Genomic DNA, 22,577 nt, shown 5'->3' on the forward strand with positions numbered 1-22,577 from the left:
GGTAACCAACGGAAGTGACAGTGCCATGACAGCCGCGGACAGGCGCAAACCACTGACCCCGTTGGGTTTTATGCCCAGCAGTAACAAAGACGCGTAAGTCCTTGTCGCACTGTGGTCACGCCGTGCTCACATGGGTGCAAGACCGGCCCTGAGGTAGCTGACCAGACCATCGAGCAGCATCTGGACGGAGATCGCGACGAGCAGCATGCCCATCAGCCGCTCGATCGCGGTCAGGGCACGCGCACCGAGCAGTTTGTAGAGGTAAGTGGCCGAAAACAGGATCGCGGCCGTGGCGCCCCAGGCGATCAGCAGCGCCAGACTCCACTCGCCGAGCCGGTCGGGTTCGTTGCTGCCCATCAGCATCACCGCCGCCATGCCGGACGGTCCGGCGACCAGCGGGATCGCCATCGGCACGATGAAGGGCTCGCCGTCGGGGATCTCGCCCATCAGGCCTTCCGGCGGCGGGAAGATCATGCGGATGCCGATCAGGAACAGCACGATGCCGCCGGCGATCGCGACCGATTCCTGGCGCAGGTGCATGACCTCGAGCGCGTACTTGCCGGCCCAGAGAAACAGCATCAGCACGACCAGCGCGATCAGCAGCTCGCGGGCCAGCACGATGCGCTGGCGCTGCGGGGTGAGCCGCCGCAGCATGCTCAGGAACACCGGAATGTTGCCCAGCGGATCGAGGATCAGGAACAGCAGCAGCGCAGCCGAGGCGATGGTCATGCGCGCAGCGCTCCGTCGGCCGCGCGGAGTTGGCCGCGATGTAGCGCACCGGCCGGCGACAGCAGTTCGACACAGTGGGCAGCCACGTCGACCGGTGACCGCGCGACACGATCTTCGGCCTCGACATGCGCCTTGGCCCGTAGCGGTGTCCGCATCGGCGGCGGCAGCAGGCCGGTCACGCGGACAGGCCCGTCGCCCAGTTCGGCCTGCAGCATGCCGACCAGGCTCCCGAGCGCCGCCTGGGCCAGCCCGTAGCCGCCCCAGTAGGCGGCGCCGGTGCGTGCGGGATCATCGATCGCGAATACCACGGCCGCATCCGCAGAGCGCCGCAGCAGTGGCAGGCAGGCCTGGGTGAGCCACCAGCGCGCAGTGAGATTGACGTGCAGCGCGCGGGCAAACGTGTCCGGCGCGGTCAGTTCGAGCGGCGTCAGGCCGTCGAACGCGGCAGCGACATGCAGGATGCCGTCGAGGCGTCCGAAGCCGGTTTCGAGCCGGGATGCGAGCTCGGCATAGTCGTCCGGCGTCGCGCCTTCCAGATCCAGCGGATACAGGGCGGGCGCGGTGGCCGCCGCCTCGATCCGGTCGTGCAGACGGTTGAGACGGGGCACGCGCCGGCCCAGCAGCACCAGACGGGCACCGGCGGCGGCGCAGGCCAGCGATGCGGCCTCGCCCAGCCCACCCGTGGCGCCCACGACCAGCACGACGCGCCCGGCCAGCAGACCGTCGCCCTCCCCCGACACGCCGTCGCTCACGCCTCCAGCACCTCGGCCACCATGCGCGAGAGCTCGCCCGACTCGTGCAGTTCGAGCGTGATGTCGCAACCGCCGATCAGTTCGCCGTGGATGAACAGCTGCGGGAACGTGGGCCAGTTCGAGAAGCGCGGCAGGTTCGCGCGGATCTCCGGCTCCTCGAGCACATTGATGGTGCGATATCCCCGCGCGCCCGCATCCTGCAGCGCAGCGACCGTGCGGCTGGAGAAGCCACACATCGGAAACCGGGGCGTACCCTTCATGAACAGCACGATGGCATGACCGTCGATTTCGGCCTGGATGCGTTCGAGGATGGACACACGGTGCTCCTGCGTGATCCCGCCACCGGACATCGCCTGCGGGGATCGGGTTTCGGAATTGGTGCATTCTATCGCGTCGTCGCCACCGCCACCGGACCGCCGGCCAATGCCTCTCGAACTTGCCGCACTGCCCTACGACCGCACCGCGCTGGAGCCGCATCTGTCCGGCGACACGCTCGACCAGCACCACGGCCATCTGCAACGCGGGCACATCGAGCGCGTCAACGCGCTGCTCGCCGGCACCGAGCTCGCCGACGAAGCGCTGGAGGTCATCGTGCGCAAGGCACAGGGCGCGGCGTTCGACCACGCCGCCCAGGCCTGGAACAACAGCTTCTACTGGCATTCGCTCAAGCCCGCGGCGGCAGGGGGCGGCGGCGAGCCGAAGGGCCGGCTTGCAGAGACGATCGTGCGGCAATTCGGTGACGTCACGACGTTCCGCACGCGTTTCGACGCGCTGGCCCTGTCGATGTTCGGCGCAGGCTGGGTCTGGCTGCTGCAGCGTCCCGATGGGCGGCTGGCTCTGGCGGCCACCGCCAATGCCGCCACACCGATCACCGGACAGGATACACCGCTGCTCGCCATCTCGCTCTGGGAGCACGCCTGGTATCTCGACTATCGCGACAACCGCAGGCGGTATCTCGATGCGTTCTGGCACCTGGTGAACTGGGACGCGGTCGCGGCGCGGCTGCGCTGAGCCCCTGCCCTGCGATGTCCGACAGGATTGCCGACCTGTTCAACCTGCGCCGTGGCGAAACGGCGCCAGTCCTCGTCGCGGGGCTGTTCTTCTTCTGCATCCTGACCGCGCTGATGCTGCTGCGGCCGGCGCGCGATGCGCTGGGCATGGAGCGCGGCCTCGACAGCGTGCGCTGGCTGTTCGTCGGTACCGCCATCGTCACGCTGCTGGTCAATCCGGTGTTCGGCTGGCTGGTCGCGCGCTTGCGGCGGCTGCACTTCATCTCGGCGACGTATGCCTTTTTCGCGTTGAGCCTGATCGGCTTCTGGGCCCTGCTGGTGTTCGCGCCCGGCGCGATCGGTGCGCGCAGCGGGCAGGTGTTCTACGTCTGGTTCAGCGTCTTCAACCTGTTCGTGACGATGGTGTTCTGGGCCTTGCTCGCCGATCGCTTCAGCAGCGACCAGAGCAAGCGCCTGTTCGCGCTGATCGCGGTCGGCGGCACCCTGGGCGCGATCTTCGGCCCGTGGCTTGCCGCGCGTCTGGCCGAGCCGCTGGGCACCCCCGCCCTGCTGCTGATCGCCGCGGCGTTTCTCGGGGTGTCGATCGGCCTGGCCTGGCTGCTGGTGCGATTGGGCACAGATGGATCACGCGAAGCGCATGCGGCGCCCCGGGACGACGAGGCCGTCCGGATCGGCGGCAGCGCCTGGGCCGGCATCCGCGCGGTGTTCGCGTCGCGCTATCTGATGGGCGTCGCCGGCTACGTGGTGATCATGACCATCGTCGCGACCTTCATCTATTTCACCCGACTGCAGATGGTGGCCGCGGCGGAAACCGATCTCGACGCGCGCACCGGCCTGCTCGGCAGCATCGACATGTGGACGCAGGTCGCGGTGCTGGTGCTGCAGGTCACCCTGACCGGCCACATCATCCGCCGGCTCGGGCTGGCCTTCGCGCTGGCGCTGCTGCCGATCGCGATGGCGGTCGGTTTCATCGGCCTGGCGATCTACGGCTCGTTCCTGGTGCTGATCCTGCTCGAGGCGACCAACCGCGCGATCCAGCGCGGCCTGACCCGCCCCGCACGGGAAACGCTGTTCACCGTCGTCGGCCGCGAGGACAAGTACAAGGCCAAGGCCTTCATCGACACCTTCGTCTACCGCGTCGGCGATGTGGTCGGCGCACAGACCGAAGGCGTGCTCGGACGGCTGGGCCTGGCACTCGGCGGGCTGGTCAGTGTGGTCGTGCCGCTGGCGCTGGTCTGGGCGGCGCTGGGCATCTGGCTGGGGCGTGCCCAGCAGCGGCATGCGGATGCGAACCTGTTGCCGCCAGCTACCGACGGATCTCGAGCACCGCACTGACCGGCGCCCGCCCCGCGCAGGCACCGGCGATGGATAATGCGCGCCCTTGCCGGCGTCCTCCGATGCAGCCCACGACGAAAGCCCACTGGCAGATCCACTTCTGCGTCCTGCTCTGGGGCTTCACCGCCATCCTCGGCAAGGTGATCACCCTGCCCGCGCTGCCGCTGGTGTGGTGGCGCATGTTGCTGGTCGCCGGCACGCTGATGCTGCTGCCGCGGGTCTGGCGCGGCATCCGCGCGTTGCCGCCGCGCCTGCTGCTGGCCTATGCCGGCGTCGGCGCGCTGGTCGCGCTGCACTGGCTCACGTTCTATGGCGCGGTGAAGCTCGCCAACGCATCCGTCGCGGCAACCTGCATGGCGCTGGCGACGGTGTTCATCGCGCTGATCGAACCGCTGGTCGCGCGCAGCCGCTTTTCATGGCGGGAACTGGCGCTGGGCATCGCCGTGCTGCCGGGCGTGGCGCTGGTGGTCGGCGGCATTCCGGACGGCATGCGTGTCGGTGTGGCGGTCGGCGCGCTGTCTGCGTTGTTCGTCGCCTGCTTCGGCTCCTTGAACAAGCGTCTGGTCGAACGCGCCGACCCACTGACGGTCACCGCACTCGAACTCGGCGCCGGCACGCTGACCCTGACCCTGCTCGCACCGCTGATGCCGCTGCTGTTCCCCGCGTTCGCCGGCAGTCTGCTGACGCTGCCGAGCCTGCACGACGGCGCCTACCTGCTGCTGCTCGCGTTCGCCTGCACGCTGCTGCCGTTCGCGCTGTCACTGGTCGCGTTGCGACACATGAGCGCGTTCGCCGCGCAGCTCGCGGTCAATCTGGAACCGGTCTATGCGATCGCACTCGCCATCGTGCTGCTCGGCGAACAACACGAGCTGACGCCGCGCTTCTATGCGGGCGTCGCGATCATCCTGGCGGCGGTGCTGGTCTACCCGCTGCTGTCGCGCCCGCGGCGCATCGTGCATCCCGAGAATCTTGCAGCCGGCGAGGCCAAACAGATCGCCGACTGAAGACGGCGCGCGCGCCGCTCACGGATGGGACAGGGGTAAAGCGCTGCACCGCACGCAGCGGCGCGCTTGCGAGGATCGGGATTACAACGCGCAGACGCGGTCACGGCCCTCGTGCTTGGCCCTGTACAGCGCCTGGTCCGCACGCGCGAGCAGCGAAGAGGCGTCCTCGCCGGGCTGCAGCATCGCCACGCCGATGCTGATCGTGACCGGCAGCCCGGTCGGCATCGCCGCGACTGCCTCGCGCAGGTACTCCGATTCCCGCGCGGCATCGTCCAGGGCCCGATCCGGCAGCAGCCGCACGAACTCCTCACCGCCGAAGCGCGCCACGCGCCCGCGCGCCGCCTCGGTCGAAAGCAGCATTGCGCCCAGTGATTGCAACACGCGGTCGCCCTCGGCGTGGCCGTGAAGATCGTTGATCGACTTGAAATGGTCGATGTCGATGATCGCCACCGACAGCGGCGTGCCGAGCGCATGGGCCCGGGTGATCGCCTGGTCCAGCGTGCGCGCGAAGGCGCGACGGTTGGCCAGTCCGGTCAGCGGATCGGTCGACGACTGCTCGGCGAGGTCCGCATTCTGGTGCTCCAGCTCCTGCTGGTAGTGCAACAGCTGCTGTTCGTACCAGCCGCGCTCCTCGAGCTGCAGGCGCAGGTCCTGGCTGATGCGATGCAGTTCCATCAGGCGCGAGGCCTGCCGCGACAGGGCCTCCAGCGCGCGGCGCCGGTCGGGTTCGAGTTCGCGCGGCCTGTCGTCGATGACGCAGAACGTGCCCATCGGCTGACCATCGGCGGCGCGCATCGGTGCACCCGCGTAGAACCGGATGTGCGGCCCGCCGGTGACCATCGGATTGCCGCTGAAGCGCGGGTCCAGGCGTGCGTCGGTGACGACCATGGTCTCGCCCGGATCGAGAATCGCGTGCGCGCAGAACGAGATGTCGCGCGAGGTGCCGTCGCCGTCGACGCCATGCGCCGACTTGAACCATTGCCGCTCGTGGTCGATCAGGGTGATGACCGCCATCGGCACTTCGCAGATGGACGCGGCGATCGCGACGAGATCGTCATAGGCGGCCTCGCGCGGTGTGTCGAGGATGCGGTACGCGTCCAGCGTGGCCTGTCGTGCGGCTTCGTCTGCCGGCATTGGCGGACGCATCATGGACGGAGGGCGCCTGCCCGGCGCGATCGATGGACAACCATTGCGATGATCAGGAATGGACTGCGTCCACGGTAGCGCAGAGCACCTGTTTGCGCCCAGTGGTTCACCGTCCGTGCGGCACCGATCGCGATCCAGCGCGCGCGGCGCACGCGGCGCAATCGCCGATACTGTGCCTCCGCACCCTGAGACCGGATGATGCCCGCGCCAATCGAATTTCCGCTGGAACGCGACCACGTCGAACTCAACCAGCTGCTCAAGCTTGCAGGCCTGTGCGACAGCGGCGGGGCCGGCAAGGCGATCGTCGCCAGTGGCGCGGTGTTCGTCGACGGTGTCGTCGAGCTGCGCAAGACCTGCAAGATCCGCGCGGACCAGACCGTCGAACTCGACGGCCAGGTGATCCGCGTCGTCGCGGCGCACTGAGCCGCAGACGCACGAACGGCGCCCGCAGGCGCCGTCCGGCAGATCGGAAGTCGCTGGGCTCAGCGGACGCTGTAGCCCGACACGCGCCAGGTGCGGTCCTCGTCGAGACGGAACGACACCAGTTCGCGCACCGCCTGCGGCTGGCTGGCGAACGTGGTCGGCGAAGCGACGTTGATGTAGATGCCCTCGGGCACTTCTTCGCCGGCGGCGAACTGCGAGCGGCTGACCACCGGCTGCGCGCGCTGGCTGGCCGCGCCCAGACGGGTACGGTCGGCGTTGATCTGGGTCACGAACTCTTCGCGCGTCACGGCGCTCTTCATCGCGGCCGATGCGCCGTCCCACACTTCGCCAGCGCGGTTGCCGTCGATCATCTGCATGACCTGCAGGGCGGCGGCGCCCATCTCGGCATCCTGGCGCGCGACCTGCGCCTGCTGCTCGGGCGTGAGCGCCTGCTGGGCGGCGGCGGCAGGCTGGGCGGCCGGCTGTGCAGCGGGCTGCTGGGCGTTGGCGGCGGACGCGAGGGCGACCAGCAGGGCGGCCGACAACGACAGACGTAGGGTGTTCATGTGTGACGTTCCTCGCAGGAATGCAGTGAAGTGGACCGAGTGTACGCATTGCATCGGGGCCGGCAAGCACCCGCCCCGGGCGGATGGCCCGGCCACCGTCACCGGGTATGCTCGGGCGCCTGAACCGCCATGCAGACGGCCATGAATCGAGCTCCGGACAGCGCAGGGCCCCATCGATGACGGCAACGGTCGCCGCCGCGCTCGTGGTCGCGGTCCTGCTCGTCTGGGGCATCGTCGTGTTCAACCGGCTGGTGGGCCTGCGCAACCAGGTCCGGACCGCCTGGGCCGACATCGATGTGCAACTGGTGCGGCGCCACGACCTGGTGCCCGGCCTCGTCGCAGCCGTCCGCGCCGGCGCCGGCCACGAACGCGCCACGCTGGAAGCGGTGACCGCGCTGCGCGCACAGGCGATGGGCCTGTCCGACGCCGCCGCCCTGTCGGGTGTCGAACGCGCGCTCAGTGACGGCATCGCGCGGTTGCTCGCCCTGCAGGAAGCGTATCCGGCACTCACTGCAGGCGCGGGCTTCGTACAGTTGCAGACCGACCTCGTCGAAGTCGAGACGCACCTGCAGTACGCACGCCGCTTCTACAACGGCGCGGTCCGCGACCTCAACGATGCCGTGCAGCGTGTGCCCGACCTGGTGGTGGCGCGGCTGGCGGGCATCGGGCCCGCCGCGTTCTTCCAGGCGGACGCCGAGGGCCGCCAGGCGGTTGCCGTGGACGGGCTGCGTTGAAACGCATCGCGCTTGTGCTGTGCCTCTGCGTGGCCTGGCCGACGGCGGCCCAGGAGCGGGTCCTGTCCCACGATGTCGAGGCGCGCGTGCTGGCCGACGGCCATGTCGATGTGACCGAGCGGATCCAGGTCCGCGCAGAGGGCAAGGTGTTCCGGCAGGGCATCGTCCGCACGCTGCCGACCCATGACCGCGACCTGCGTGGCGGGCTGGTACGCGCCGACATCCAGCCCCGCGATGTGATGCGCGACGGACGCGCCGAGCCGTGGCGCGCACGGCACACCGCGGACGCCCTGCACCTGCGGACCGGCGACAGCGGCTACCTCCCCGTGCCCTCGCAGCCCGTCTATCTGCTGCGCTATCGCACGACACGGCAAGTGTTGTTCGGCGACGACCACGATGCGCTGTCCTTCGATGCGATCGGTCGCACGCATGACGTGCCGGTCGAGCGCGCCACCGTCACCGTCATCCTGCCCGGCGCCCTCACGCTGGATGCATTGCAGGCCGAGGGTGAGACGGGCGCGCGCGGGTCCGGCGAGCGGGCGTTCCATGTGGCGTCGTCGGCGGGCGGCAGCGTCCGCTGGACGACGACCCGCCCGCTGCAACCGCATGAAGGGCTGCAGGTCCGACTGGCATTTCCGAAAGGACTGGTCACCCCGCCCGACCTGCGCCAGCGCATCACCTGGTGGACGCGGGACCATGCCGGCCTGCTGGTCGCGCTCGCCGGGCTGCTGGTGCTGCTGACCTACTGCGTGCTGCGCTGGTGGCGTACGCGGCGGTTGCAGGTGCCGGGTTCGGTCCCGGCGCATTTCGAGCCGCCCCGGGGCTTCTCCCCCGCCGGGCTGCGCTACATGCGCCGCATGCGCCACGACGCACGTGGCTTTGCGGCCGACCTGCTCGCGGGCGCCGTCGACGAACACCTGTGCATCCAGCGCGTCGCACAGGGGACGCGCACCGGCTGGCGGATCGAGCGCACGCGCGAAGGCGCCCACGCCCTGCCGACGATGGAGCAGCGCGCGCAACTGTCCGCGCTGCTGCCCGCGCCGCGCGATGCGGTGGACCTGCGCAGCCGGAACGCCGCGCGCATCGCGCAGGCCTGCAAGGCGCACGGACTGGCGCTGCGCAGGCGCTTCGTGCCGACACTGTTCCGCGCGCACGCTGGCGGCATCGCCGGTGGGCTCTGCATCGCCATCGCTGCCGCGGTGCCGGCGCTGATGCTGGCCAGGCACACGCCGGTCTGGTGGCCGACGACGCTGGTGCTCGTCTCGATGCTGCCGGTGCTGGTCGCCTTCACTCTGCTGGTGCGCGTGCCGACCCTGGAAGGTCGACGTCTGCTGGCGCATGCGGAAGGCCTGCGGCGTCATCTCGCAGGCGCAGCGAAGCCAGCGCGTCACCACGACGACACCGCCCCGACGCTCGACGCCACGCGCTATGCCCGCCTGCTGCCGTACGCGGTCGCGCTGGAGGTCGAGGAGGCCTGGACGAAGGCCTTCGCCGCCTCGGTCGGCGCACCGGCGGCGGTCGCAGCGGTCGCCGGCTTCTCCTGGTATCGCGGTCTCGTCGTGACCGACCTGAGCCGTTTCAGCCGGTCGATCGGCGACAGCCTCACCGCACGCATCAGCGCATCGGCACGACCGAAGCGCGCCATCCCGGAAACGCCGTCCAGCGCGCCCTGATCGCAACGGTCCGGATCAACGCTCCAGATAGCGTGCGCCGGGACCGCGCGCACCGGCGACATCGTCCGGATTGCGCAACGGGCATGCCTTCAGCGACAGGCAGCCGCAACCGATGCAGCCGTCGAGCTGGTCGCGCAGGCGGGTCAACTGGTCGATCCGCGCGTCCAGCTCGGCGCGCCACCGCCGTGACAGCCGCGACCAGTCCAAGGTCGTCGGCGTGCGCCCGTCGGGGAGCGTGTCCAGCGCCTCGCGGATCGAGGCCAGCGGAATGCCGGCGCGCTGCGCGACCTTGATGATCGCGACCCGCCGCAGGACTTCGCGGCCGTAGCGGCGCTGGTTGCCCGCATTGCGGCCGCCGTGGATCAATCCCTGCCGCTCGTAGAAGTGCAGCGCCGAGATCGCCACACCGCTGCGTGCAGCCAGTTCACCGACCGACAGCACCTCGTCCGCGCGGCGCGCACGTGTCGCCATGACTTGACCTCAACAATGGTTGAGGTCTTAGCCTGCACCCCCATCCCCCTGTTGTCCACGGCCGACCGATGACGCTCGACATTTCCACGCCACAGCCCGCAGACGCCACCGGTGCCGACTGCGACACCGGTGCCGCAGTCGCCGGCGAGACCATGCTCGCCCTCGCCTTTTCCCGCTTCGGCGGCGCCGAGGTGGTGTCGCTGGTCGAACGTCCGATTCCCCTGCCGGGCCCCGGCCAGGCGCTCGTGCGGGTGCTGTCGGCAGGATTCGGGCCGTGGGACGTGCTGGAGCGCGACGGCGCGCTGGCCGCGTTCGCGGATGCGCCGCCGGTCTTCCCGTACGTGCCGGGCAGCGAGGGCGCGGGCACCGTCGTGGAAGTGGGCACAGGCGTGCAGCGTCTGCGCGAAGGCGACCGGGTCTGCGGGCTGCTGCCGCTGCGCAGCCCGAAACAGGGCTTCCATGCGCAGTTCGTGGTGGTCGACGCCGACCGGCTCTGGCCGGTGCCGCCGCGCCTGACCCTGCCCCAGGCGGCAGCGCTCCCGGTCGACGGCGGGCTGGCGATGCATGCGGTCGCAGTCGCGCTGGCGCTCGGCCCGGGCGATACCGCGCTGGTGTTCGGCGCGAGCGGTGGTATCGGCCACATGGCCCTGCAGTTCGCGCGCCAGCGCGGCGCGCGCGTGCTGGCGGTCGCGTCGGGCGCAGACGGTGTGGCACTGGCCGAACGGCTCGGCGCGGACATGGCCATCGACGGCCGACGCCACGCGCTGGCACCTGCCTTGCGGATCTTCGCGCCGGACGGGCTCGACGCCGCGCTGCTGACGGCGCACACACAGGACGCCGGCACGATCGTCGATGCGCTCCGTCCCGGCGGGCGTCTCGCCTGGCCGCATGGCGTCAGCGCACCCCCGGCACGGGACGACATCGCCGCGTCGGCCTTCGGCGCCGGTGCAGGCGCGCGCCAGGTGCACGCCGCCTGCCGGGCCGCGGCACACGGACCGTTCCACCTGCACATCGACGCGCGCTTCCCGCTGGCCGACACGGCCGCAGCCGCGCGCGCAATCGGCCGTCACCATCTCGGCCGCATCGTGCTCGACGTGCCCTGACCACACGCAGCGTCCGCTCCGTGTCGCGCCATCGGTGACCGCCATCGCCGACAATGGACGGCCCATCCCGCACGCCTGCCGTGCCGCCCCTGGATTCCACATGCTCCGCTGGTTCGAAAACCGTATCGATCCCTTTCCGCCGTCGATTCCGACGCAGCCGCCGACCACGCTGTTCGCGTTCTGCATGCACTACGTGCGCGGCAGCGGCCGCTGGCTGCTGCTGATGGCGGCGTTCACCGCGTTGATCGCGGTGGCCGAGGTCACGCTCTACGCCTACGTGGGATCGCTGGTCGACCGCCTCGCCTCGCATACGCCGGCCACCTTCATGAGCGCCGAAGGCGGTCGCCTGGCGCTGATGGCGGTGCTGGTGCTGATCGGCCTGCCGCTGCTGACCTGGTTCAACGCGATGATCATCCACCAGACCCTGCTCGGGAACTTCCCGATGCGGATCCGCTGGAACGTGCACCGCTATCTGCTGCGGCAGTCGATGAGCTACTTCCAGGAGGAGTTCGCCGGGCGCATCGCGACCAAGCTGATGCAGACATCGCTCGCCGTCCGCGAGACGGTGATCAAGCTGCTCGACGTCGGCAACTACGTCATCGTCTATTTCACCGGCGCGATCATCGTGGCCGCTGCGGCCGACTGGCGGATGATGCTGCCCTTCCTGGGCTGGATCCTGCTCTACGGTGCACTCATGTGGCGCTTCGTGCCACGCCTGAGCCGCATTTCCGAGCGCCAGGCCGATGCCCGCTCGGCCATGACAGGCCGCATCGTCGACAGCTACACCAACATCGCCACGGTCAAACTGTTCTCGCACTCGCAGCGCGAGCAGGCCTACGCGCGCGAGGCGATGGACGGCTTCCTCGACACCGTGCACGGGCAGATGCGCCTGGTGACGATCGTCAATGCCTGCAACTACGCGCTCAACATGCTGCTGGTGGCCGGCGTGGCGGGTCTGGGTCTTTGGCTGTGGCATGCCGGGGCGATCAGCACCGGTGCGATCGCCGTCGCCGTGGCGCTGGCGCTGCGCATGCTCGGCATGTCGCAGTGGATCATGTGGGAGATGTCGGCGCTGTTCGAGAACATCGGCACCGTGCGCGACGGCATCAACTCGATCTCGCTGGCGCCGACGGTCGAGGACGCGCCCGACGCGCCGCCCCTGCCGCCGATCGCGGGCGACATCCGCTTCGAGCATGTCGATTTCCATTACGGCCAGAACGACCGCATCGTCATCGAAGACCTGGACCTGCATGTGCGTCCGGGCGAGAAGATCGGCCTGGTCGGCCGGTCGGGTGCCGGCAAGTCGACACTGGTCAATCTGCTGTTGCGCTTCTACGACCGCGAGGCCGGCACGATCCGCATCGACGGCACCGACATCGCGACGATCGAACAGGATTCGCTGCGTGCGCAGATCGGCATGGTCACCCAGGACACCTCGCTGCTGCACCGCTCGGTGCGCGAGAACATCCTCTACGGCCGCCCGGACGCGAGCGAGGCGGACATGATCGAGGCGGCGACGCGTGCCGAGGCGCACGACTTCATCCAGACGCTGAGCGATGCCAAGGGGCGCACCGGCTACGACGCCCATGTCGGCGAGCGTGGCGTGAAGCTGTCCGGCGGCCAGCGCCAGCGCATCGCGATCGCCCGCGTCCTGCTGAAGAACGCCCCGATCCTGGTGCTCGACGAGGCGACCTCGGCACTGGACTCGGAAGCCGAAGCGGCGATCCAGGAGAACCTCTACCGCCTGATGGAAGGCAAGACGGTGATCGCGATCGCGCACCGGCTCTCGACGATCGCGGCGATGGACCGGCTCATCGTGATGGACCGCGGCCGCATCGTCGAGCAGGGCACGCACGAGGCTCTGGTCGCCGGGGACGGCGTCTACGCCCAGCTGTGGAAACGCCAGTCGGGCGGGTTCCTGGCCGAAGGCTGAGGCGCGCAGCCGACGCGCCACGGGACCGGCTGACACGCCGTCCCGTGGCAGACGCCGTCGACAGGTGCCTGGTCACCGCATGTGGGTGCACGCGACCGGCGTGCGATGCACGGACCCGCGTCAGTCGCGGACCGGCGTCTCGGCCTGCCCGTCGCTGACGGCATCGCCTTCGTCGCCGGGCGCATCGTCGGCAGCGGACTCCGCCGACAACGCTGCAGGCGCCGGTGCCGGGCGTGTCGTCGCAGCGGGACGCGCCGCCGGCCGCGGCTCGCCGACCGGCACGCCGAGGATGCGCAGGCGGCTGGCGTTGCCGGCCGCGGCAGTCAGCGCGCCGACCAGATCGAACTCCGACAGCGGGCTTTCCGCGGGGCATTGCGCGTCCGGGAAACCGAACTTGCCGCGCAGTTCCAGGCCGCACCCCGCCATCTGCTCGACATCGCGATCGGGCGCATTGCAGGTGCTGTCGAATGCACGCGCGTAGGCATCGCGTCGGGCCACGAAGTCCTGGCCGCACTTGCGCATCAGGCGCAGGCGGTCGAGATCGTCCTGGGCCGGGTTCACCCCGTCGAGGCCGTAGAGCTTGAGTTCGTCCGGGGTGAGGATGCGCAGGCTGCGGTTGGGCACGGCCATCATCAGGTCGGCGACCGCGACCGCGGCGCCGTTACGCTCCAGGTAATCGCGCACGCGGCCATAGACCGCGCGCAGTTCGCGGTTGAGTTCGGCACGCGTGGAGGCCGTCGAACTCATGCGGATGATGCGGTGGATGCCGACGCGCCCACCGATCAGACGGGTGTCGCCACCCGCCAGCAGGAACACACATGAGCTGTGGCAGACCGCGCCTTCGCGCACCCAGATCGTCCAGCGGGTCTCGGCGATCACGTCGCCGGCGCGGATGGCCTCTTCGACCATGCCGCCGCTGGAGTCGATGTCGAGCACGCGCTTGTCGATCGACAGTTCGTCGGCGACCGTCGCCAGTCGGTGCATCAACCGCGTGAAGTCCTCGGTCACCCGGCCCTTGAAGCGCAGCCGGAACACGCCGCGTTCGGCGCAGTCGGCCATCGCCTCACGCAGCGCGTCGTGATCGAACGCGATCAGCGCCGTGCCGTCACCGGCGTTGGCGTAGTCGAGTTCGCAGCTGATCGATGCCGCGCCCGTGGGCAGCGTCATCGGCGACCAGTCGACGCCACCCGTGTCGGGCTCGGCGACCGGCACTGCAGGCACGGCCTCGACATCGACCGGTGCGCTGCTGACCGCGCCACCCTCTTCAGGGCTCGCGACCTCGACCGTCTCGACCGGCGGCGCCGTGTCTTCCGCAGTGCGCTGGCACGCCGCCAGGGCGATGCAGGCGGTCAACAACAGCGGCAGTGGCAGGCGCCGGATCGACATCGGAAAACAGGTCCTGTGGGCGGCCACGCGCGGCGCGCGACGTTGCCGGACAGTCTAGGGGCTGCGCCCTGCGCCGGACGAATGCGGAATGAATGTCGGGCCAGCGGCGGTGCATGTCGCGTCAGGCATCGCCGCCGGTCGCGACCCCGTCAGCGGGGCGTCAACCCGCGCAGCAGCGCGGCATGGAACTCGTCCGGCGATTCGACCTGCGGCGAATGGCCCAGCGCGGGAAACTCGACCAGCGTGGCGTCCGGAATCGCTTCGGTGGCCTTGCGGCCCAGTACCGGGTAATCGCCCAGTCGTGCGGCGACCGACTCCGGCGCGCGGTTCGCGCCGGGCGCGGTGCGGTCCTTGCCGCCGATCATCAGCAGCGTCGGCACGCGCAGCTTCGGGAACTCGTGGACCACCGGCTGGGTGAACACCATCTCCGAGGTCTGCGCCTGGTTCCAGGCGACGATCTCGCGATCGGGCCCGGCATACATGCCTGCCAGCATGTCGACCCAGCGGTCGTAGCGCGGCGCCCACTGGCCGTCGTAATAGAACTTCAGCTGGTAGGCCTTGATGCTGTCGAAGGTGGTCTTGCGCTCGCCCTCGGCCATCGTGTCGATGCTCGCGTACGGCACGCCCTCGGCCTGCCAGTCCTCGAGCCCGATCGGATTGACCAGCACCAGCTGCTCGAGCGTATCGGGATACTGCAGCGCATAGCGCGTCGCCAGCATGCCGCCCATCGAATGCCCGACCAGCACCGCGCGTTCGACGCCCAGTGTGTCGAGCAGGTCATGCGTGTTCGCCGCCAGCTGCGCGAACGAGAACTGGTAGCCGCGCGGCTTGGTCGACCCGCAGAAGCCGATCTGGTCCGGCGCGATCACCCGCCAGCCGGCATCGACCAGCACCGTGATCGTGTCGTCCCAGGTCGGCCCGCAGAAGTTCTTGCCGTGCAGCAGCACCGCCGTGCGGCCGTTGCCTGCGCCCTCGGGCCGCACGTCCATGTAGGCCATCGACAGCGACTGCCCCTGCGAGGTGAGCGCATGCGCCTGGCGCGGATGCGGATAGTCGAAGCCCTGCAGCTCGCCACCATAGGAGGACGCGAATGCAGGCGTGGCCGACAGCGCGGCAAGCGACAGGACGAGCGGGACGATACGGGCCATGGCCGGAAGTTCTCTTGCGGGGGGAGAATGCAATCACGCCGCCGGCACATGACCGGCGGCGCGTGTCGTGCTCAGCGCTCGGGCACGGTCCACAGGTAGATGCGTGTGCCGTCGACTTCCTGGGTCTGCTCGGGCTTCCACTGGTCGGCCATGTCGAAGGCGTGGCTGACGATGCGCGTGCCCGGCTTGAGTTCGGCCAGCAGCTTCGGACGCAGCTTCACGTTGAGGCTCTGCAGCAGATACAGCGTCACGACGCTGGCGTCGCTGATGTCTTCCTCGAACAGATCGGCTTCCTTGAAGGTCACCAGGTCGGTGACACCGGCAGTCTCGGCGTTCGCATTGGCTTCGCGCACCCGCACCGGGTTGATGTCGATGCCGACGCCACGCACGCCGAAACGCTGCGCCGCGGCGATCGGGATACGGCCATCGCCCGAGCCCAGGTCGTAGAGCACGTCGCCTTCCTTGACCCCGGCAAGGTTGAGCATCGCGTCGACCACCGGCTCGGGCGTCGGCACGTAGATCACGTCGGGCTCGCGCGAGGGACGCGGCGCGCCTTCGGCATACGGCGAGTCCGGACCGATCTCGGCGGTGACGGTGTGCGTGGTGTTCATCGCATCGTCTTCCGCTGCTGCGCTGCCGTCGACCGGTTCGTAGGCATTGACCGCCTGGTCGGCGCACGCAAGCAGGAAGGGCACGCAGACAGCCAGCGCGATCAGGGTCTTCTTCGACTTCATGACGGGGTCTCCTCGGGAATCGATTTCGGTTTGAACAACAGCAGCAGCAGGCCACCTACCGACAGCACGGCCACGCCGACGAGTGCGCCGCGACCCGTATAGGCCAGGCTGGAGTACAGCAGATAGGCACTGGTCGCGCAGAACAGCAGCGGCAGCACCGGGTACAGCGGCACCTTGAACGGGCGCGGCAGATCGGGATCGCGCCGGCGCAACACGAACAGCGAGATGCCGACCAGCAGGAAGAACAGCCAGAACACCGGCGCGGTGTATTCCACCGCAACCTCGAAGCCGTCGCGCGCAAACGCGCCGAGCCCGACCAGCGCGAGTGCGAGCACACCCTGGGTCACGATCGCGGCGCGCGGTGTGCCGCTGCGTGCATCCCAGCGGCCGATGAAGCCCAGCGCTGGGAAATCGCGACCGACCGCGTAGACACTGCGCGCGCCGGTGATCAGCGTCGCGTTCGCCGAGGTCAGCGCCGCCGCCACGACGATCACGCTCATCAGCACCGCACCGGTCGGCCCGAACACCCGGCCCATGACTTCGGCCGCGACGGCGTTGTGCTCGGCCATGCCACCCAGGCCCAGCACCTTCAGGTAGGCGAGGTTCACCAGCACGTAGAGCGCGGCAATCGCGATCAGGCTGAGGATCAGCACGCGCGGCATCCACTTCTTCGCATCGCGCACTTCGGACGTCACGTAGACGGCCTCGTTCCAGCCACCATAGGTCAGCAGCACGAACACGAGGATCAGACCGATCGCACTGTCGCCGCCGCTGCCGGGAACCGGTGCGATGTCGGTGGGCGCGAACATCAGGCCGGCGACGACGATGACCAGCACGCCGATGATCTCGGCGATCGTCAGCCAGGTCTGCACCGCAGCGCCCTGGCGCGTGCCGATCCAGTTGACGATGGTCAGCAGGACCACTGCGCCCGCGGCGTAGAGCGCGGACGACCACGGCCCGAGATCGAACAGCTGGCCCATGTAGTCGCCGACGATGAAGCACAGCAGCGCGATCGAGCCGGTCTGGATCACCGACACGCGCGCCCAGGCGAACAGGAAGGCGGGGCGTGGCCCGTAGGCGCGGCGCAGATAGTTGTAGTCGCCGCCGGCCTGCGGATAGGTGGTCGCGAGTTCGGCGTAGCAGAGCGCACCGACGATCGAGAGGATGCCGCCGACGACCCAGGCCGCGAGCATCACGAATTCGCTGCCGGAGGCACCGGCAATCAACGACGGGGTCCGGAAGATGCCGGCACCGACGACGATGCCGATGGTGATCGCGAACGCATCGCGCGCACGGAGTGTGGCGCGCGGTGGCACAGGGTCGGCCGTCACTGGCCGGCGTTCGCGTAGTTCCATGAGGCTCCAGAGTGGCGCGGACTGATCGCCAGTGGATGGCGATTCGGGACTGCTGGGCCCATCGATTCAAGCACTGTCGCGATTCAGGTGACGTGAACGCGCGGCGACGCGCCGGAGCGTGCGCGTGCGTTGCGGTGTCGCTTCGCCGACACGCGCCATCCGGCTCATTCGAAGTCGGTATCCGCCATTGCAGAGTCCACATCGTCGGGCACGACCACCGTATCGACGACGGCCTCGTCGCGCATCGCCTCCAGCACGCCGAACAGGCTGCGCAGATCCTGCGCGTTGTGCAGGCCGACGCGCCGCAGCTTGTCCGCGCTGCCGCCGCGCAGGTAATCCAGCCACGCCGCAGGGGCTTCGCTGCCCGGCAAATCGTCCTCGCGCAGCACGCCGAGCAGTTCGCGCTCGACCGTCGCCAGCTTGCAGTTCGCCCACACGCCGCGATAGCGACGCCGCACCGGATGCAGCAGATCGACATGGCGCAGCTCGATCAGCGGATCGCGCAGGCGTGCGAGGCGATAGCGCGTGGTCAGCAGCGGGCGGTCGTAGCTGCGGCCGTTGTAGCTGACGAGCACCGTCGAAGGCCGCAGCCATCTGGAGAACGTCTTCAGCATCTCGCGCTCGGCGCCCAGCGTGGTGATGCACAGCTGACGGATACGCATGCGTCCATCGATGAAGTCGGCGGCACCGATCATGAAGGCGCGCGTGCCGGTGCCCCCGGCAAGACCGGTGGTTTCGGTGTCGAAGGCCAGCAGATCCAAACGCTGTGCCGGTTCGTGGCGGATGTCGTAGAGCGCGAGTTCGGCGTCGTCGTGCGGCCACGGCGCGGTCTGTTCGAGATAGCGCAGGCCGGGGGCGATCTCCTCGCCAGGCAGCGCGCGATCGATCGGACCGGTCGGGCGCGCTGCCGGCGCCGGCACGCGCAGCTTCATCAGCTTGCGCAGCTGCGCGACGACCTGCTCCGGCGAGCGCGCACCGTCTGCGCGCGGCCACTGCGCGCGCGGCGCGGTGGCCGGCATCGGCGGTGTCGGGGTCACCGACGGCAAGGCGGTGCCGGCCTGGCTGCGCAGCAGGCCGAGGCGTTTGGCGAGTGCGCTCATGCGGGCAGCTGTCGCGCTTGGACGAGCAGTTCGATCACGCGCGCAGCCAGCTGGCGCGGCGTGCGTTCGGCATCTTCTTCCGATGCGAGGATCGGCCCGACGCAGGCCGGGCAGCCTGCGCGGCAGCTGCAGGAGGCGACCAGCGCCGCAGCCTGTGCCAGCAGTTCGTCGCGGCGCTCGTATAGCGGCGACGACAGACCCACGCCGCCGGGGTAGTTGTCGTAGAGATACAGCGTCGGCGTGAACCGGCCGACGCCTTCGAAGTCCAGCGCTGCGCCATCGCCATCGCGCAGCTGGCCACGGCCGCGCTGGTCGGCGGTCGCGAACCAGGTGCCATCGCCGCTACCCACCGCCTTCTGCAGATCGCGACTCTCGGCCATCACCGCCACCTGCGCGACCAGATGCAGCGCATATGACGCACCGAGGAAGCCATCGAGCGCCTCGTGACGCGCGTCGAACGCACGGTCCAGTGCCTGCTGCGGCAGCTGCCACCACACCGCGCTCGTATGCAGTTCCTGGTCCGGCAGGTTCACCGGTCCGTAGCCGATGTTCTCGTGGGTGTGGAAACGGATCTTCTTGTAGCCCGACACGCGCCGCACGACGTGCACCTCGCCCAGATGCGCACTGCCCTGCCCGGCATCGGCCTGCTCTTCATCGTCGAGCACTTTCAGCTTGGTGTAGTCGATCGCGTCGGTGTAGTAGTCGACGTGCGTGCGCTGCACATAGGCCTTGCGACCTTCCCAGTCGAGGCGTTCGACCTGGAACGGCTCCGACTGGACCATGTGGATCGCGCCTTCGTACAGCGTGAGCGCGGCAGCCGAGTAATCGACCTCGGCGATGATCGTCTGCCGGCCGTCGGTGCGGTCGACGACGACGAAGTTGCCATCGGCCACCGAGCGCAGATTCACCGCCTGCGCCGGATAGCTGTCGGCGATCCATTCCCAGCGATCACCCTCGTGGTGCAGCACCCCGGATTCGGCCAGCACTTCGAGCCACGGCAGCGGCGCGACCGGACCGAACATGTCGCCGTCGACGAAGGGCAACTCGAACGCGGCGCAGCGGATGTGGTCGAGCAGGATGAGCGGCTGGTCGGGTTCGATGCGCGCGTGCTCGGGATTGGCGTCGGCGAAGAACTCCGGGTGCCGCACCACGTACTGGTCCATCGGTTCGGAACTCGCGACCAGTACGCCGACCGACGGCTGCTGCCGGCGACCGGCGCGGCCGAAGCGCTGCCACGTCGCCGAGATGCTGCCCGGATAGCCGTTGAGCACCACGACATCGAGACTGCCGATGTCGACGCCGAGTTCCAGCGCCGACGTGCTGACGATGCCGTCGATATGGCCCGCGCGCATCTCGCGCTCGGCCGCGCGGCGCTCGGTCGGCAGATAGCCGCCGCGGTAGGCGCGGATGCGCTTGGGCTTGCGCGGGTCATGGTCGAAGACTTCCTTGAGGTACTTGGTCAGCACCTCGACCATCAACCGCGTCTGGCAGAACACCAGCGTCTTGAGCCCGGCGCGGATCGCCATGCGCGCGATGCGGTTGGATTGCGAACGCGCCGAAGCGCGCAGACCGAGATCGGGATTGATCACCGGCGGATTCCACAGCAGCACATGTTTGTCGCCGCGCGGTGCACCGGATTCGAGGATCGATTCCAGCGCCGCATCGTCCACCTCCACCAGCGCGCGGCCGTGCTCGCGCGCATTGCCGATCGTCGCCGAGCACAGGATGAACTGCGGGGTCACGCCATAGAACGCGCAGACGCGCTTGAGCCGGCGGATGACGTTGGCGACGTGCGAGCCGAACACACCGCGGTAGGTGTGGATCTCGTCGATCACCACATAGCGCAGGTTCTCGAAGAACTGCGCCCACTTGGTGTGATGCGGCAGGATCGCCTGGTGCAGCATGTCCGGGTTGCTGACTACGATGTCGCCGTTGATGCGGATCGCCTGGCGTGCGTCGCCGGGCGTGTCGCCGTCGAAGGTCGCTGCGCGCAGGCCGAGTGCGCCGGCGGCGTTGAGCTCCAGCAGTTCCGCCACCTGGTCCTGCGCCAGCGCCTTGGTCGGGAACAGGTACAGCGCCTTGCTGCGCGCGGTGATCGCCGCCGACAACACCGGCAGCGTGTAGCACAGCGATTTTCCCGAGGCGGTCGGCGTCGCCACGACGAGATGGCGGCCAGCTTGCGTGGCCTTCCAGGCTTCTGCCTGATGTCGGTAGAGCCGGTCGATACCGCGGCTGCGCAGCGCGCGCGCCAGGGCTTCGGGCACATCGTCGGGCAAGGGCGCGTAGTCGCCGGACTGCCCGGGCAGCAGCAAGGTACCGGTCACGCGACCGGGATATTTCGCCGCCAGCTTCGTGGCCAGCGCGCTGCCGGAGACGGCATCGCCCGTGGTCGCCAGTGCCTGGCCGGTCCTGAGAATCGCGTTCAAGGGCCTGCTCCGGCGCTTTCGATATCGGGGCGCAAGCGTGGCCGGGGCGCGTCTCACCCGGCGAGACTGCAGGCTCACACGCGGCAAACGCGCGCTTCACGGCGGGGGTACCCGGCCTCGCCCAGCATCGTCGCTCCATTCCCCCTGAGACACCCCGATGCAGAATCTCGACGGCAAGAAGATCGCCATCCTCGCCACCGACGGCTTCGAACAGTCTGAACTCGAGCAGCCGCTCAAGGCGCTGAAAGACGCCGGCGCGCAGGTCGATGTCATCTCGCCTGGCGATGCCGGTTCGATCAAGGGCTGGGACAAGAAGGACTGGGGTCGCAGTGTCGACGTCGACGTAGCGCTGTCCAAGGCCGACCCCGGCAGCTACGACGCCCTGGTGCTGCCCGGCGGCCAGATGAATCCGGACGTGTTACGCGCCGACAAGGACGCGGTGGCGTTCGTGCGCGCATTCGGCGATGCCGGCAAGCCGGTCGCGGCGATCTGCCACGGCCCGTGGCTGCTGGTCGAGAGCGGCCTGGCGAAGGGCCGCAAGGTCACGTCGTGGCCGTCGGTGAAGACCGATCTCGTCAATGCGGGCGCACACTGGGAAGATTCCGAGGTCGTCGTCGACGGCAACCTCATCACCAGCCGCAAGCCGGACGACATCCCGGCGTTCAACGAGGCGATCGCCAAGGCGGTCGCCGGCTGACACCACGCAAGGAGCCCGCACGATGACGATTGAACTGCAGATGCTCGGCTGGGCGATCGTCCTCGGCCTCGTCCATATCGGCGTGGCCGCCGCGTTCGCCACTGCGCAACGCGGCGTGCGCTGGAACGCCAGCAATCGTGATGGCGCGGACATCCCGCCATTGACTGGCGCCGCGGTGCGTACTGCGGCTGCCAGTCGCAATTTCCTCGAAACATTTCCGCTGTTCGCCGCCGCGGTACTGGCGGTCGTCGTCGCAGGCCGCGCCGACGCCGGCACCGCACTCAGCGCGCAAGTCTATGTCTGGGCGCGCGTCGCCTATCTGCCGATCTATGCCATCGGCATTCCCTATCTACGCAGCGCGGTCTGGGTGGTCTCGCTGTGGGGCACGATCCAGATCATCAAGCCGCTGTTCTGAGTTGCATTGCAGCAAAACCGTTGGATGACTGCCTACGCCGGACGCGCCTCCCGCACCGGCGTTTCCGCACATTCCGCGACGCATCGCGCCTGTCGCTGAACGCTCCTGCGTTGTCATCGAAATCGACTGTGCGATTCACGGGAACGAGACGAACCGGACCGTAGCCTGCGCGCTCCCAACCGGCAGTATCCCCCGCATGAAGCACGACTCCGACCGCACCCTCGTGATCTCGCTCGGCCGTAACGGCCGCACGTCCTATCCCGAACGGCCGTGGGAGGACATCGAGCCGGTGTTGCGCACGATGTGGGAGTTCGACAGTCGCCTGCGCGCGTGGCGCGATGTGCGCGCCGAGGTGCAGGCCGCCTGGCGTGCCAGCGACGATCTCGTGCCGCTGCGCGAGCGTCGCGCCGTAGAACGCAGCCGCGCCGCCTGAGGAT

At 69.2% G+C, this 22,577-nt stretch carries 23 protein-coding genes; 11 read left to right on the forward strand and 12 right to left on the reverse strand.

Features of this window, described 5'->3' with window-relative positions:
- Positions 1-126: 126 nt before the first annotated feature.
- From AC3A4E_RS12985 to grxD, 3 genes are read right to left on the reverse strand one after another with little or no spacing between them, the layout of a single operon-like run.
- Positions 127-729: a YhgN family NAAT transporter gene (locus AC3A4E_RS12985; RefSeq protein WP_232114615.1), complete on the reverse strand. Its 603-nt coding sequence runs from the start codon at positions 727-729 to the stop codon at positions 127-129.
- Positions 726-1,481: an SDR family NAD(P)-dependent oxidoreductase gene (locus tag AC3A4E_RS12990; protein ID WP_487631840.1), complete on the reverse strand. Its 756-nt coding sequence runs from the start codon at positions 1,479-1,481 to the stop codon at positions 726-728. Before AC3A4E_RS12990 ends, AC3A4E_RS12985 begins: the two co-directional genes overlap by 4 nt.
- On the reverse strand, positions 1,478-1,798 hold the full coding sequence (gene grxD / locus AC3A4E_RS12995) for a Grx4 family monothiol glutaredoxin (RefSeq protein ID WP_487631841.1): 321 nt from the start codon (positions 1,796-1,798) through the stop codon (positions 1,478-1,480). The genes AC3A4E_RS12990 and grxD overlap by 4 nt, the downstream gene beginning before the upstream one ends.
- A gap of 106 nt (positions 1,799-1,904) precedes the next feature.
- On the opposite strand from grxD, the gene AC3A4E_RS13000 reads away from it, so the two are divergent.
- The 3 genes from AC3A4E_RS13000 to AC3A4E_RS13010 all read left to right on the forward strand — a co-directional run bounded on the left by AC3A4E_RS13000 (position 1,905) and on the right by AC3A4E_RS13010 (position 4,830).
- Positions 1,905-2,492, forward strand: a complete 588-nt coding sequence (locus AC3A4E_RS13000; protein WP_487631842.1) for a superoxide dismutase — start codon at positions 1,905-1,907, stop codon at positions 2,490-2,492.
- 14 nt (positions 2,493-2,506) lie between these two features.
- Entirely contained in the window at positions 2,507-3,826 is a 1,320-nt protein-coding gene (locus tag AC3A4E_RS13005; protein WP_487631843.1) for an NTP/NDP exchange transporter, read from the forward strand.
- Between the two features lie 62 nt (positions 3,827-3,888).
- Complete coding sequence (locus AC3A4E_RS13010) at positions 3,889-4,830, forward strand: DMT family transporter (protein ID WP_487631844.1); 942 nt, start codon at positions 3,889-3,891, stop codon at positions 4,828-4,830.
- A gap of 81 nt (positions 4,831-4,911) precedes the next feature.
- Here AC3A4E_RS13010 and AC3A4E_RS13015 read toward each other — a convergent pair whose 3' ends face one another.
- A complete protein-coding gene (locus AC3A4E_RS13015; RefSeq protein WP_487631845.1) occupies positions 4,912-5,979 on the reverse strand; it encodes a sensor domain-containing diguanylate cyclase in 1,068 nt (355 codons plus the stop codon).
- 195 nt (positions 5,980-6,174) lie between these two features.
- On the opposite strand from AC3A4E_RS13015, the gene AC3A4E_RS13020 reads away from it, so the two are divergent.
- The gene (locus AC3A4E_RS13020) at positions 6,175-6,399 is read left to right on the forward strand and encodes an RNA-binding S4 domain-containing protein (RefSeq protein ID WP_332076496.1); all 225 of its coding nucleotides are present in this window, start codon (positions 6,175-6,177) and stop codon (positions 6,397-6,399) included.
- 59 nt (positions 6,400-6,458) lie between these two features.
- Here AC3A4E_RS13020 and AC3A4E_RS13025 read toward each other — a convergent pair whose 3' ends face one another.
- On the reverse strand, positions 6,459-6,965 hold the full coding sequence (locus tag AC3A4E_RS13025; RefSeq protein ID WP_487631846.1) for a DUF4019 domain-containing protein: 507 nt from the start codon (positions 6,963-6,965) through the stop codon (positions 6,459-6,461).
- Positions 6,966-7,141: 176 nt separating this feature from the next.
- Between AC3A4E_RS13025 and AC3A4E_RS13030 the strand changes: the two genes are divergently transcribed.
- Both AC3A4E_RS13030 and AC3A4E_RS13035 read left to right on the forward strand, forming a co-directional pair.
- Positions 7,142-7,699, forward strand: a complete 558-nt coding sequence (locus tag AC3A4E_RS13030) for a LemA family protein (protein WP_487631847.1) — start codon at positions 7,142-7,144, stop codon at positions 7,697-7,699.
- Positions 7,696-9,372 (forward strand): DUF2207 domain-containing protein, encoded by a 1,677-nt coding sequence (locus tag AC3A4E_RS13035; protein WP_487631848.1) that lies wholly within the window; start codon positions 7,696-7,698, stop codon positions 9,370-9,372. Before AC3A4E_RS13030 ends, AC3A4E_RS13035 begins: the two co-directional genes overlap by 4 nt.
- Positions 9,373-9,387: 15 nt before the next feature.
- Here the strand turns inward: AC3A4E_RS13035 and soxR are convergent, their stop codons facing one another.
- Positions 9,388-9,843 carry a redox-sensitive transcriptional activator SoxR gene (gene soxR, locus AC3A4E_RS13040; RefSeq protein ID WP_487631849.1) on the reverse strand — a complete coding sequence of 152 codons (456 nt, stop codon included), beginning with the start codon at positions 9,841-9,843 and terminating at the stop codon, positions 9,388-9,390.
- Positions 9,844-9,911: 68 nt separating this feature from the next.
- On the opposite strand from soxR, the gene AC3A4E_RS13045 reads away from it, so the two are divergent.
- A complete protein-coding gene (locus AC3A4E_RS13045; RefSeq protein ID WP_487631850.1) occupies positions 9,912-10,946 on the forward strand; it encodes a quinone oxidoreductase family protein in 1,035 nt (344 codons plus the stop codon).
- 100 nt (positions 10,947-11,046) lie between these two features.
- Positions 11,047-12,879, forward strand: a complete 1,833-nt coding sequence (locus tag AC3A4E_RS13050) for an ABC transporter ATP-binding protein (protein WP_487631851.1) — start codon at positions 11,047-11,049, stop codon at positions 12,877-12,879.
- A gap of 120 nt (positions 12,880-12,999) precedes the next feature.
- Here the strand turns inward: AC3A4E_RS13050 and AC3A4E_RS13055 are convergent, their stop codons facing one another.
- The 6 genes from AC3A4E_RS13055 to AC3A4E_RS13080 all read right to left on the reverse strand — a co-directional run bounded on the left by AC3A4E_RS13055 (position 13,000) and on the right by AC3A4E_RS13080 (position 21,028).
- Positions 13,000-14,265 carry a COG3904 family protein gene (locus tag AC3A4E_RS13055; protein WP_487631852.1) on the reverse strand — a complete coding sequence of 422 codons (1,266 nt, stop codon included), beginning with the start codon at positions 14,263-14,265 and terminating at the stop codon, positions 13,000-13,002.
- A gap of 149 nt (positions 14,266-14,414) precedes the next feature.
- Positions 14,415-15,413 carry an alpha/beta fold hydrolase gene (locus AC3A4E_RS13060; protein ID WP_487631853.1) on the reverse strand — a complete coding sequence of 333 codons (999 nt, stop codon included), beginning with the start codon at positions 15,411-15,413 and terminating at the stop codon, positions 14,415-14,417.
- 71 nt (positions 15,414-15,484) lie between these two features.
- A complete protein-coding gene (locus AC3A4E_RS13065; RefSeq protein WP_487631854.1) occupies positions 15,485-16,147 on the reverse strand; it encodes an SAM-dependent methyltransferase in 663 nt (220 codons plus the stop codon).
- On the reverse strand, positions 16,144-17,478 hold the full coding sequence (locus AC3A4E_RS13070; protein WP_487631855.1) for an APC family permease: 1,335 nt from the start codon (positions 17,476-17,478) through the stop codon (positions 16,144-16,146). The genes AC3A4E_RS13065 and AC3A4E_RS13070 overlap by 4 nt, the downstream gene beginning before the upstream one ends.
- A gap of 188 nt (positions 17,479-17,666) precedes the next feature.
- Complete coding sequence (locus AC3A4E_RS13075; protein WP_487631856.1) at positions 17,667-18,602, reverse strand: ribonuclease H-like domain-containing protein; 936 nt, start codon at positions 18,600-18,602, stop codon at positions 17,667-17,669.
- Positions 18,599-21,028 (reverse strand): DEAD/DEAH box helicase, encoded by a 2,430-nt coding sequence (locus tag AC3A4E_RS13080; RefSeq protein ID WP_487631857.1) that lies wholly within the window; start codon positions 21,026-21,028, stop codon positions 18,599-18,601. The genes AC3A4E_RS13075 and AC3A4E_RS13080 overlap by 4 nt, the downstream gene beginning before the upstream one ends.
- Positions 21,029-21,185: 157 nt before the next feature.
- Between AC3A4E_RS13080 and AC3A4E_RS13085 the strand changes: the two genes are divergently transcribed.
- The 3 genes from AC3A4E_RS13085 to AC3A4E_RS13095 all read left to right on the forward strand — a co-directional run bounded on the left by AC3A4E_RS13085 (position 21,186) and on the right by AC3A4E_RS13095 (position 22,573).
- Positions 21,186-21,725, forward strand: a complete 540-nt coding sequence (locus tag AC3A4E_RS13085; protein WP_487631858.1) for a type 1 glutamine amidotransferase domain-containing protein — start codon at positions 21,186-21,188, stop codon at positions 21,723-21,725.
- Between the two features lie 22 nt (positions 21,726-21,747).
- On the forward strand, positions 21,748-22,140 hold the full coding sequence (locus AC3A4E_RS13090) for an MAPEG family protein (protein ID WP_487631859.1): 393 nt from the start codon (positions 21,748-21,750) through the stop codon (positions 22,138-22,140).
- Between the two features lie 196 nt (positions 22,141-22,336).
- Entirely contained in the window at positions 22,337-22,573 is a 237-nt protein-coding gene (locus AC3A4E_RS13095) for a hypothetical protein (RefSeq protein ID WP_487631860.1), read from the forward strand.
- Positions 22,574-22,577: the final 4 nt, after the last annotated feature.

It is taken from the genome of Luteimonas sp. Soil_N_1 (assembly GCF_057656255.1).

What these genes read in the sequence shown, in the direction of transcription:
- AC3A4E_RS12985 (WP_232114615.1), bottom strand. Translation starts at nt 729, where the DNA reads ATGACCATCGCCTCGGCTGCGCTGCTGCTGTTCCTGATCCTCGATCCG.
- AC3A4E_RS13000 (WP_487631842.1), top strand. Translation starts at nt 1,905, where the DNA reads ATGCCTCTCGAACTTGCCGCACTGCCCTACGACCGCACCGCGCTGGAG.
- AC3A4E_RS13005 (WP_487631843.1), top strand. Translation starts at nt 2,507, where the DNA reads ATGTCCGACAGGATTGCCGACCTGTTCAACCTGCGCCGTGGCGAAACG.
- AC3A4E_RS13010 (WP_487631844.1), top strand. Translation starts at nt 3,889, where the DNA reads ATGCAGCCCACGACGAAAGCCCACTGGCAGATCCACTTCTGCGTCCTG.
- AC3A4E_RS13015 (WP_487631845.1), bottom strand. Translation starts at nt 5,979, where the DNA reads ATGATGCGTCCGCCAATGCCGGCAGACGAAGCCGCACGACAGGCCACG.
- AC3A4E_RS13020 (WP_332076496.1), top strand. Translation starts at nt 6,175, where the DNA reads ATGCCCGCGCCAATCGAATTTCCGCTGGAACGCGACCACGTCGAACTC.
- AC3A4E_RS13025 (WP_487631846.1), bottom strand. Translation starts at nt 6,965, where the DNA reads ATGAACACCCTACGTCTGTCGTTGTCGGCCGCCCTGCTGGTCGCCCTC.
- AC3A4E_RS13030 (WP_487631847.1), top strand. Translation starts at nt 7,142, where the DNA reads ATGACGGCAACGGTCGCCGCCGCGCTCGTGGTCGCGGTCCTGCTCGTC.
- soxR (WP_487631849.1), bottom strand. Translation starts at nt 9,843, where the DNA reads ATGGCGACACGTGCGCGCCGCGCGGACGAGGTGCTGTCGGTCGGTGAA.
- AC3A4E_RS13045 (WP_487631850.1), top strand. Translation starts at nt 9,912, where the DNA reads ATGACGCTCGACATTTCCACGCCACAGCCCGCAGACGCCACCGGTGCC.
- AC3A4E_RS13050 (WP_487631851.1), top strand. Translation starts at nt 11,047, where the DNA reads ATGCTCCGCTGGTTCGAAAACCGTATCGATCCCTTTCCGCCGTCGATT.
- AC3A4E_RS13055 (WP_487631852.1), bottom strand. Translation starts at nt 14,265, where the DNA reads ATGTCGATCCGGCGCCTGCCACTGCCGCTGTTGTTGACCGCCTGCATC.
- AC3A4E_RS13060 (WP_487631853.1), bottom strand. Translation starts at nt 15,413, where the DNA reads ATGGCCCGTATCGTCCCGCTCGTCCTGTCGCTTGCCGCGCTGTCGGCC.
- AC3A4E_RS13065 (WP_487631854.1), bottom strand. Translation starts at nt 16,147, where the DNA reads ATGAAGTCGAAGAAGACCCTGATCGCGCTGGCTGTCTGCGTGCCCTTC.
- AC3A4E_RS13075 (WP_487631856.1), bottom strand. Translation starts at nt 18,602, where the DNA reads ATGAGCGCACTCGCCAAACGCCTCGGCCTGCTGCGCAGCCAGGCCGGC.
- AC3A4E_RS13085 (WP_487631858.1), top strand. Translation starts at nt 21,186, where the DNA reads ATGCAGAATCTCGACGGCAAGAAGATCGCCATCCTCGCCACCGACGGC.
- AC3A4E_RS13090 (WP_487631859.1), top strand. Translation starts at nt 21,748, where the DNA reads ATGACGATTGAACTGCAGATGCTCGGCTGGGCGATCGTCCTCGGCCTC.
- AC3A4E_RS13095 (WP_487631860.1), top strand. Translation starts at nt 22,337, where the DNA reads ATGAAGCACGACTCCGACCGCACCCTCGTGATCTCGCTCGGCCGTAAC.